Here is a 10378-nt window from a genome sequence, read left to right on the forward strand (position 1 = left end):
TTTTTATGCAAAGATAGAATTACAGAAAATTCAGATTTCAATTAGGTATTGAATTATTTTAATGCGACGCTAGTGAAAGAGAACGTAAATATGATAGAGGGGGTCGCAAAATGTATTTAGAACTGAATGTTACTTCTATAACGGTTGCTATTCTTTTTATATTTGTTGCTTATTATGTTGGGGTTAAAAAGCAAACTTGGATTTTAAAAGGCTTTAATCAAGAAAGAATTAGGGACAAGGATCGACTAGCAGAAATTGCAGGATTTTTCTTTTTAAATAGTGGGTTTTTCCTACTTTTAAATGGTGTTATTCACATCCCTTATCAAGATTCGTTTACCCCTTCCATCATTCTTGCTTATGGTGCGTGTACGATAATTTATGTTCATAAAACATTAGTCGATAAATGAGGTGGGCGATTGCTAAACAATAGCGGTCGCTTTTTTAATATGGATGGGATTAGGAGGTTTTATTTGATTAACATACAAACGAACTCCGATAAAAATGATCGTAGTTCATGAAATTTATGGGATTAATCAGCATATGAAAGATGTTTGCGCTACTTTGTCCCAATGGGGCTTTAATGTAATTTGTCCAAACTTATTAGAAAAAGAAACACCATTTGACTATTCATCGGAGGAAGATGCGTATCAACATTTTATGAAGCATATCGGGTTATTAAATGGGGCAAATACAATCAAAAGTGTATTGCGAGAAGTGAAAGATCGATATAAAGAGATTTTTATCGTTGGTTTTAGTGTTGGGGCTACCGTTGCTTGGGTATGTAGTGAAGAAGAGGGGATCAATGGTGTGGTTTGTTACTACGGTTCGCGAATTAGAAATCATTTAGAGATTGAACCAATATGTCCAACAATGCTGTTCTTTCCAGAAACTGAAAAGTCTTTTGACGTCGACGAGTTAATCGCATCCATCGAAAAAACAAATCCAAACATACATAAATTAAAAGGGAAACACGGATTTACTGATCCATACAATTCCAATTATCATGTCCAGTCTACACAAGAAACTTTTCATATGACGATGAACTTTTTATTACAGCACTAGTTACATAAACGAAATGTTCTTTTGAAAAAGCTTGTCATTTTTTATTGCTTAATTTTCATATTCCCCAATGGGATTTTGATAAGGATACCAATACCTGCACCTAAAATTAAACATAATATCGGCAAAAAAACAGGACCGATTAGCACGCCAAACAGCTTAAAATTCGAGGAATAAATTACGCCTATAGTTCCTATATAAGCACTAATGACAAAGGGTAAAAAGGAATAGGGTGACGATTTTCCTTCAGCCCAACGATAAGCATCCCAAATCGAATACATATAAACACAAGGGTAAAACATAAGCCATTGATAATTTGTTTCCTCAATGGCTAATGGAATATCTCCATAAAAGCTATAAATAATTACTGTATTTAAATTTGATTGAACGTTGATGATAAATTCTAATATAATCAAAAATAATCCTTTGATAAGTTGACCATTTAAAAGTTGGCCGAGACCAGGTAAAGCAATACTCCAAAGGATTTTCTCGATTTGTCCTGATTTTGACATTTTATTCACTTCTTATATTTTGTTTTAAAATAGGTAATTTCCACTATCAATCGGTCATCTCTTTATTCTTCGCTAATTTGTCCTTATCTGCCGTTCCTGGCGGTTGCTCCAGCCATCCGTGTTCAATTACGATGTCGGCCCCATCTTTTGTATATTGAGCAATTTCAAGGGAGAATCGATTATAATTTAGAATGAGATCACTTCTTTGACTAGCAGCAGCAGCTGTTGCGTAATTTTCTATACCAGCTGCACTTATTAAGGACATATGAAACATCGTTAGTTTGTCCGAAAATGGCGGTATAGTTGAATCCGTTATCACAACATCTGATGGGGAAGGTGCTTGTACATCATTTTCAAGCAACGTTTTAGTAAAGATTTGAATATGTTTTTTTGATATATCTCTTCCTTTTAACATCCATTTTTGTATTTTCTGTTCTGGTGAAGCTTGGGCAAAACTAAGGGCAAGTTTACTTCCTAAAAGATTCGTTTGTATGTTCATAAATAAATGGGATATTTCCACTACATTTAAAGGTCGTTTATGACTTAAAGGATTAAGTCCACTTAAATATTTTTTACTGTCGATAAAATCTTTTGTAGTTGGATAAGGAATATAAGGTGCTCTTACAAATATTCCTTTTGAGAGTAGCACTTTTGAACTTTGTTCAAACAATTGTACTGCTCCTTCTAAACTATCAATGAAATAACTTCTTACATCATCCCTAGCACTCATTGAAATAAATCCACTATATTGAAGCATTGCAATTTTAGCCATATGATTTAAATAAGTAATCATAAAGGTATCGGTATACATACGAGGAGCGTTCATATTTACATCATCAGTAGTAAACCCTGTTGGTGTTGGCATTTCTTCCTCTTGAAATAGGCTTGTTAACTTTTCGATATGAGCAGCTGAACTATCATAAGCGAACTGAACAATCGTCCTAATCTCCTCATCTTCTACATCTTTTAAGAAATATGCTAATACACACTTAGACATGCTATCATACATAAAGTTAGTCCATATCGATCCAATCTCACTAGATGTAAGCAATATTTGATGTTTCGCCATAGCTGACCTCCAAAGAACATATTGATATATTTATTCTTTGCCAATACTAGCGTTTTCAAACGAAAGGAGCAAACATAAATTGTACGAAGCCTATTCCTTGAATGAGTGGAATGTCAAAAAGGTTACTACCCATCATTCTCCTAATACTATTTGAACAAGAGGGTTTCGCGTGTCGTCCATTAAAATTACTTATAAAATAAAAGGAAGGTGGAAGGTCGTTGCGAAAGGTCGAAGTAAGTTCCTATAGTGAAAAGTGGTCTTTCGATTTCGCGGAAGAGGCTGCAAAACTGAAGCTTATTTTTGGAAATGAAATAGTAGATATCCATCATATTGGTAGTACATCTGTTCCAGGTCTAAAAGCGAAACCAATAATCGACATCATGCCCGTCGTTCAGGACATTGCATCATTGACCAATACAATCAAGCGATGCAAAACATTGGATATAAACCTAAAGGGGAGAATGGTATCCCTGGACGGAGATACTTTCAAAAAGGTGGAGACAATCGCTCCCACCATGTTCATATTTATCAAGTTGGAAGTAAAGAAATCCATCGACATTTAGCTTTTCGTGATTACTTAAAAAGTTATCCGGATATAATGGAGCGCTATAGTGAGTTAAAGGAACGTTTAGCTCAACAATTTCCGTATGATATTGACTCCTATATAAAAGGAAAAGAATTGCTTGCAAAAGAAATAGAAGAAAAAGCATTGGAATGGATTGGGATAATTGGATGAGTGGAAGGGCTGAAGGTCGTTAAATTGATCATCAGCTCTTTTTTGTGTTAACGAGTGATGGTAGCTGTATTAAAATTATTGAAACCTTTGAAGGCAATTGTTTGAAGTGGAAATGTGACAAAAATGATGTTCAAGGAAACGAAGGATATATTCGGGATAATGTAATACAAGTAAAAACCATTCTATATCGAATGGTCTTTTTCATTTGCATCGTAACAAACTAAACGATCTATCACTTTTTTCGTATAAGGCATAAAGAAATGCAGTATGAGCCCGCCAAAACAAACGGTTAAAATTGTTCCGACGCCAATTGGTCCTTTAAAAATGATGGCCAGTATTAAAAAGACGAAGTAAATAACTGTCCTCGAAAAGAATAGGGTCTTTTTCGTTAATTCTTGAATGATTAAAGTAAGTCGGTCAATTGGAATCGGTGCAAAATTTGTATGTAAATAAATTGCGGTTCCTAATCCAATCGTAACCAAGCCAATGCTAAAGCAAAGAACTTTGCTCAACATAAGTTCAGGTGTTACCAAATCATGCAATAAAAAAAGCCATAGATCGATACCAATACCGGTTATAAAGGCAGTTACCAATCCTAAAACTTCAGGTCTTTCTTTTTTTAATAACGCATTACAACAGATTAATAAAAAGGCGATAATAATTTCCCAACTTCCCACTGTTAGTCCTACATTATTTGATAGTCCTACTAAAAGGGCATCAAAAGGGGAAGTGCCAAGGTCCGATTGTAAAGTGAAAGAAATACCAAAGGTTAAAATTAAAATTCCGAATACGTACAAAACAATTTTCACTTTACTCGACCTCTTTATCATCATTTTTGTTGCAAATACAACAAATTTACTCTACATTAAATATAGATGATTTTTTATTGTATTTGCAACAATAAAGTAGGAGTGGTAACGATGAAAGACATTCTTCGTGAAATTGGTATGATCGCAAGGGCATTGGATTCAATAAGCAACATCGAATTTAAAGAATATGACCTGACAAAAGGACAATATTTGTATTTAGTGCGAATCTATGAAAACCCTGGAATCATTCAAGAAAAATTAGCTGAAATGATAAAGGTAGATCGAACAACGGCCGCTCGTGCAATAAAAAAGCTGGAGTTACATGGCTTTATTGAAAAGAAAGATGATGAACAGAACAAAAAAATAAAAAAACTTTACCCGACAGAAAAGGGTAAGAAAGTTTATCCTTTTATTAAACGAGAAAATGATTATTCCAACAGTGTGGCATTACAGGGATTTTCCGAAAAAGAAGCAGAAATACTGTTTGATTACCTTTATCGAGTAAGAAAAAATGTGGAAACCGATTGGGAATTTGTTAAAAAGGGGAACAAGAGAAGTTATTGATGGAGGAGGGGGCTATGCAAATGACTGTGAACATAAAATTATGTACGCTAGAAGACTTACAAACGTTGCAAGAAGTAAGTATCGAAACGTTCTACGATACATTTAAAGACCAGAATTCGCCGGAAAACATGAATACTTACTTAGAAAAGGCATTTAACTTAAAACAGTTAGAAAAGGAATTATCCAATAAAGGTTCCCAATATTATTTTGTTTATTTTCAAAATGAAGTCGCCGGCTATTTGAAGGTGAATATTGGTGATGCCCAATCGGAAGAAATGGGTGATGACTCCCTTGAAATTGAACGAATCTATATAAAGAAATCATTTCAAAAACATGGCCTTGGTAAATATTTATTAAATAAAGCGATGGACATTGCGATGGAATATAATAAAAAGAAAATTTGGTTAGGTGTATGGGAAAAAAATGAAAACGCCATCGCTTTTTATAACAAAATGGGGTTTGTTCAAACGGGTGCCCACTCGTTTTATATGGGGGATGAGGAACAAATCGACTATATTATGACGAAAACGCTCGACTAATTAAAGGGGGGATTCGAATGTATATTCCTAAATATTTCAAATTGGAAGAGGAAGAAGTCATTTATGATTTGATCGAACAATATGGATTTGCCACTTTAGTTTCCCAACATAAAGGAGAACCTTATGCAACCCATCTACCACTAATGTTAAATAAAGGTGAAAAGGCTTTATATGGCCATTTTGCCCGGCCAAATTTACAGTGGAAGGATGCTGGAGACCAGCAAGTGCTTGCGATATTCCAAGGTCCCCATTGCTATATTTCACCTTCTTGGTACGAAACAACAAAGGCAGTGCCAACTTGGAATTATGTATCAATCCATGTATATGGAAAGCTTGAGATTATAGAAGATAAAGAAGTCATTTTTAACTCGTTAAATGATTTAGTAAAGAAATATGAAGCGCCCGATAGTCCATACAATTTAGAAAGTGTAGAGCCAAGTTTTATCGAAGGAATGACTAAAGGGATTGTAGCGTTTAAAATACATATTACGAAAATTGATGGGAAAGGGAAATTAAGTCAAAATCATCCTGTTGAACGGCAAGGGCTCGTTATAAAAAATCTAGAAAATACCATCCAACACGACAATATACAAGTAGCTTCTCTTATGAAGAAAAATCTACAAAAATAAAAGAAGTTTTCTATATAATAAGGTTAATCGATAACGGCTTCCAGAGAGTGGGAGCCGATTTTTTTATTTTTTAATAAAAAGTTGAATCGTTTTGTTGTTGTCATTTCTCTAATTAGTATGAGCGAAAGGAGGTTGTACGTTGGAGAGTAAATCAAAGCTAGTAAAGCGTGCGAAAAAGGGGGATACAGAAGCATTTCAGTTGCTCATTCACGAAGAGAAAGAAAAAATGTACAGAATGGCTTATATGTATATGAAAAATGAGGAAGATGCCCTCGAAGTGTTTCAAGAAAGCCTTTATAAAGCTTTAAATTCCATTCGTACATTGAAACAGAACGACTATTTTTCAACGTGGCTAATGAGAATTTTAATAAATACAGCCATCGCCGCATTAAAAAAGAAACAAAAGTTCATTTTGATGAACAATGAACTTTATGAACAGATAGGGAATGTTACATATTTTCAATCGGAGGAACATTTAGATCTTCTTCAAGCAATGGATGACATTGAAGAAAAGTACAAGACAGTCTTACTATTACGGTTTTATCAAGATTATACCGTTAAACAAATTGCAACGTTTCTCGATTGTCCAGAAGGTACAGTGAAAACGAATATACGCCGCGGATTAGAAATTTTACGTTCAAAATTAAAGGGGGTTTATTTTGATGACAGACAAAACTCGGTCGTTTCAGGAAGAAATGAATCATATTCATGTCCCGACTGAAAAACTAGATGCCATTATCTCGAATACGATTGGCGAATATGAAGGGAAAAGGAAAAAGTTAAAAGGCAACAAAAACGTCTATAGCTTAACCGCTGTTGCAGCTGCCTTTCTACTATTAGTTAGTACGTCTTCAGTCTCACCAGCTATGGCCCATATCGTTTCAAAGATTCCTATATTAGGTTCTGTGTTTAGTGATTCAGGTGACCCTGGTTTAGAACAGGTAAATGAACAGGGATTATCTCAACTCATTGGAACTTCGGAAAGGGTAGGGAACACTTCGATGACGTTAGATGAAGTGTTTTATGATGAGACTCGTTTAACGATAGGGTTTTCCATTGTATCAGAAAAACCAATTGGCGATTTCTATCTATTTTCCGGACCAGAAATCACTATCAATGGAAAAGCCTTTTCAGGTACTAGCACTTATAGCGAAAGGAAACTTTCTTCTATTCATAAAATGGGAATCGTCGATATGGATTCAATGGAAGATTTGCCTGATACTTTTACGCTAGGGGTAACTTTTACTGGGGTAGACGGCAAACAATGGGAGTTCACAACTCAAGTTAATCAAAACAACGAAGTTCAAAATGTAGTTATCAATCACCAACAAAAAGCGAATGGCGTAGATTTAAAAGTATCAGAAGTAAAGGTCAGTCCAGCTAGTTTATTGTTTAGTTATCAAGCAGATTATGATAAAGATTTAGGAAATGGAAGAATCGACTTTAAAGTAATCGATGAGAAGGGGAATGAACTTTCGTCCCATTCAGGCGGTGCCATCGTCGATCATGAAAAGAAACGTATCACAGGTACAATCTTAATTGATCCAAAAAAAGTTGATGTAGAAAAATTAACAGTAACTCCGTATATGATCTTCCCAGAGGCTGAAATGGGTGTCGAGGTCGACCTGCAAGGCAATGAAACAGCAATAACGAAATCCCAAACATATGAAGGACCTGAAATAAACTTTGAAAGCTTTACAGTGACAATACGATAAGACGATGAAAATATAAGAGCGATTGCATGCCCGGTGCAATCGCTTTTCTCTATTTTATGTAATGGACACTCTATATTATAAAATTGGTTGAAAATGATTTAAACGATTCAGCAATCGGGCCAGATTGTGGTATAAACATTGTGTAATGGTAACAATGGGATTTGAAGTCTATACTGATTGAAATTATTGACAATTAGAATATCTCTTTATATGATAGATACATACTGAATGTATGAAAAGGGTTGGAACAAGGATGGCACGCAATAAATATCCGGAGCAAACAATAGAAAAAATTTTGAATGTGGCACAAAAGCTCTTCCTGGAGAAAGGCTTTGATCAAACAACAATTCAAGATATTGTAGATGGACTGGAGGGCATGACAAGAGGTGCGGTTTATCACCACTTCAAATCTAAAGATGAGATTATGGAGGCGTTAATCAACCGAATGTTTTTAGAGCATAATCCATTCGATGAATTACGCAATCGTAGTGATCTTAATGGCTTACAAAAATTGAAATTGGCTGTTACGTTGAATCAATCTAATCAGGAAGGAATTCGAATATCAGAGCAGGCACTGCCATTACTTCAAAACCCGCGTATTTTGGCAGGGATGATTGAGTCTAATCGAAGAAACTTAAGCCCGCTTTGGTTAGAGTTAATGCAAGAAGGAATTGCAGATGGTTCCATCCAAACAGCTTATGCAAAAGAATTATCAGAACTATTGCCATTATTAGAAATATGGTTGATGCCAACAGTCTATCCTGCAAGTCCAGAAGAAATGATTCATAAATTCATATTTATTAGCGATATGTTGACGAAGATGGGCCTACCATTATTTGATGAAGAAATGGTGAGTAGTACTATTCAGCAACAATTGCATCGTCTTGCAGAAAAATAAAATGTCTTATAAAAGGCATTTTATTTTTACAACTATACATACATTTAGTAGGTATGAAAAAGATAGGAGGTATTGTAATGAAACGTATTTCGGGTTTAGTTTTATGGATACTATCGATTGCCGCAGCAATAGTTTGTTTAATTTGTGACTATACGATAAGCACAGATTTAGACTGGTCACTTATTGTTTTACTATCGCTTCTAGCATTTGGGGTGTTGTTTACAGTCGCTTTAAAAGCAAATCATCCTTTAAGAGATAGTTTGGTAAGTATCACATTACTTATTTTACCGTTTTTATTTATATTAAGTATGTTACTTCAACAAAGGCTCATTTTTTCACTTGGTGGTAGTATTGCAGTAATTAGTTGCCTATTTTTATGGTGTGTATACCGTATTTATATGAAGTATAAAAAGCAAATCTATCGAGCGATGAGCATCACTTTTTTAATAACAATACCACTCGTTTTTAGTATTTTGTATAGTTGTATGCACTTCCTCAATTATTTTACTATGGATATAAATTCTAGTGTTTATCATGTATTAGTAATGGTAGTATTATCTTTTATTTCCATAGTAGTCGATTTTGCTAAAAGTAAAACGGTGTGAGGGAATAGTGATGCAGTTAGTGTTGTTACATGGTATGGGCCAAACTGCAGCTAGTTGGCAAGAAACAATTTTAAATTTACCAAATGAATGGCAGATTCATTGTCCTGAATTATTCAAAACTGAAGAAGCATCCACATATAACCAATTATATGAAGAATTTGTAAAGGAATGTGAAAAATATCCAGCACCCTTCCATTTAGGTGGCATTTCCCTCGGCGCTGTGATGGCTTGTCAGTATGCGATTCAATATCCAAAGAAGGTTAAATCTTTACTCTTGATTGCAGTACAACTGAAACCACCTCCGTATTTATTAAAATTTCAACAATTTATCTTCTCTCTTTTACCTAAATCGTATTTTGAAAAGCACAATCTAAATAAAGAACAATTATTGTTATTATGTCGCTCATTGAAAAATCTCAATTTAAAAACAAACCTTCAACAAATACAGTGTCCAGCCATTGCTATTTGTGGGGAAAAAGACTATGTTAATCAACAGGCTTCTAAAGAATTTATTAAGGCTTTAGTGAAGGCTCAATATGCAGTGATTGAACAAGCGGGACATGAAGTAAATATAGAAAAACCAATGGAATTAGCTATTGTGATTAAGCGTTTTTTAAAAGAAGCTTCTAGAAAAAATGAGATAAGAAAAGAAATACCTTAAATAATTTATTAAACGATCAGGTGGATTTTAAATAGGTTTAACGTGGATGACCAGTACCTCCATTTCAATTAGGGAAAGTTTATATACAAACAAGTATAATTGGGTATTTGTTAGTAACGATCTTTAATTATCGGGCGCTTTCCTGAATAAGGATAGCGTCTTTCTTCATAAAAAAGGACAGATTGTTTAGTTGAGAAAACAATATGATTCCAGCACATTTATACTGTCCAACCTTGCTGAACTATTAATCGCTTCTCCAATTCTGCTTGATGCCTATAAATTTCCTGAATATTACATTAAAATGAAATAATCATATACAGATGTTGTTCCACACCCATCCACAAGACCTTAAAAATACATTTTGGGTGGACCTTTTGGAATGAGTGCAGGAATGTGAAAATGTTAGCAAGGGGATGAATGGCGTGTTTAACGATTTTAAGATTACAGAAAACCGTCCTATATATATTCAACTTAAGGAATATTTAAAAAGAATGATAACAAACGGGCATGTATTTGATAAGCTAAAACTGAGCCACCATCGCAGTTGAAAAGTGAGCCACTTTTATATGAAAATAATCCTAA

Annotated in this window: 13 protein-coding genes and 1 pseudogene; 11 read left to right on the plus strand and 3 right to left on the minus strand. The window is 34.4% G+C overall.

Translation table 11 applies throughout. The features are described from left to right. Positions 1–110 precede the first annotated feature (110 nt). Positions 111–407, plus strand: coding sequence for a DUF3784 domain-containing protein (locus ACH0B5_RS17200; protein ID WP_122971691.1), 297 nt, complete (start codon positions 111–113; stop codon positions 405–407). A 133-nt stretch (positions 408–540) separates the two neighbouring features. Further along, positions 541–1062 (plus strand): dienelactone hydrolase family protein, encoded by a 522-nt coding sequence (locus ACH0B5_RS17205; protein ID WP_406928208.1) that lies wholly within the window; start codon positions 541–543, stop codon positions 1060–1062. Between the two features lie 41 nt (positions 1063–1103). Here ACH0B5_RS17205 and ACH0B5_RS17210 read toward each other — a convergent pair whose 3' ends face one another. Together ACH0B5_RS17210 and ACH0B5_RS17215 are read right to left on the minus strand one after the other, a co-directional pair. Then, the gene (locus ACH0B5_RS17210) at positions 1104–1571 is read right to left on the minus strand and encodes a hypothetical protein (RefSeq protein WP_122971693.1); all 468 of its coding nucleotides are present in this window, start codon (positions 1569–1571) and stop codon (positions 1104–1106) included. Positions 1572–1617: 46 nt separating this feature from the next. After that, on the minus strand, positions 1618–2640 hold the full coding sequence (locus ACH0B5_RS17215; RefSeq protein ID WP_406928209.1) for a DUF3231 family protein: 1023 nt from the start codon (positions 2638–2640) through the stop codon (positions 1618–1620). 218 nt (positions 2641–2858) lie between these two features. Here ACH0B5_RS17215 and ACH0B5_RS17220 point away from each other — a divergent pair. After that, positions 2859–3376: pseudogene (locus ACH0B5_RS17220) on the plus strand (GrpB family protein). A 182-nt stretch (positions 3377–3558) separates the two neighbouring features. Here the strand turns inward: ACH0B5_RS17220 and ACH0B5_RS17225 are convergent. After that, a complete protein-coding gene (locus ACH0B5_RS17225) occupies positions 3559–4185 on the minus strand; it encodes a YczE/YyaS/YitT family protein (protein WP_406928210.1) in 627 nt (208 codons plus the stop codon). A 111-nt stretch (positions 4186–4296) separates the two neighbouring features. Between ACH0B5_RS17225 and ACH0B5_RS17230 the strand changes: the two genes are divergently transcribed. From ACH0B5_RS17230 to ACH0B5_RS17265, 8 genes are all read left to right on the plus strand, one after another. Beyond that, entirely contained in the window at positions 4297–4749 is a 453-nt protein-coding gene (locus tag ACH0B5_RS17230; protein ID WP_341361681.1) for a MarR family winged helix-turn-helix transcriptional regulator, read from the plus strand. A gap of 20 nt (positions 4750–4769) precedes the next feature. Then, the gene (gene paiA / locus ACH0B5_RS17235) at positions 4770–5288 is read left to right on the plus strand and encodes a spermidine/spermine N(1)-acetyltransferase (protein ID WP_406928211.1); all 519 of its coding nucleotides are present in this window, start codon (positions 4770–4772) and stop codon (positions 5286–5288) included. Between the two features lie 17 nt (positions 5289–5305). Continuing rightward, positions 5306–5917: an FMN-binding negative transcriptional regulator gene (locus ACH0B5_RS17240; protein WP_341361683.1), complete on the plus strand. Its 612-nt coding sequence runs from the start codon at positions 5306–5308 to the stop codon at positions 5915–5917. A gap of 139 nt (positions 5918–6056) precedes the next feature. Beyond that, positions 6057–6638 carry a sigma-70 family RNA polymerase sigma factor gene (locus ACH0B5_RS17245; protein WP_406928212.1) on the plus strand — a complete coding sequence of 194 codons (582 nt, stop codon included), beginning with the start codon at positions 6057–6059 and terminating at the stop codon, positions 6636–6638. Beyond that, on the plus strand, positions 6580–7632 hold the full coding sequence (locus ACH0B5_RS17250) for a DUF4179 domain-containing protein (protein ID WP_406928213.1): 1053 nt from the start codon (positions 6580–6582) through the stop codon (positions 7630–7632). The genes ACH0B5_RS17245 and ACH0B5_RS17250 overlap by 59 nt, the downstream gene beginning before the upstream one ends. Positions 7633–7885: 253 nt before the next feature. Beyond that, positions 7886–8530: a TetR/AcrR family transcriptional regulator gene (locus tag ACH0B5_RS17255; protein ID WP_122973654.1), complete on the plus strand. Its 645-nt coding sequence runs from the start codon at positions 7886–7888 to the stop codon at positions 8528–8530. A gap of 77 nt (positions 8531–8607) precedes the next feature. Further along, positions 8608–9135 carry a hypothetical protein gene (locus tag ACH0B5_RS17260; RefSeq protein WP_122973653.1) on the plus strand — a complete coding sequence of 176 codons (528 nt, stop codon included), beginning with the start codon at positions 8608–8610 and terminating at the stop codon, positions 9133–9135. A 10-nt stretch (positions 9136–9145) separates the two neighbouring features. Beyond that, positions 9146–9796: an alpha/beta fold hydrolase gene (locus ACH0B5_RS17265; protein WP_122973652.1), complete on the plus strand. Its 651-nt coding sequence runs from the start codon at positions 9146–9148 to the stop codon at positions 9794–9796. Positions 9797–10378 lie beyond the last annotated feature (582 nt).

Source organism: Ureibacillus sp. 179-F W5.1 NHS, from assembly GCF_045369345.1.
Lineage (GTDB): Bacteria > Bacillota > Bacilli > Bacillales_A > Planococcaceae > Ureibacillus > Ureibacillus halotolerans.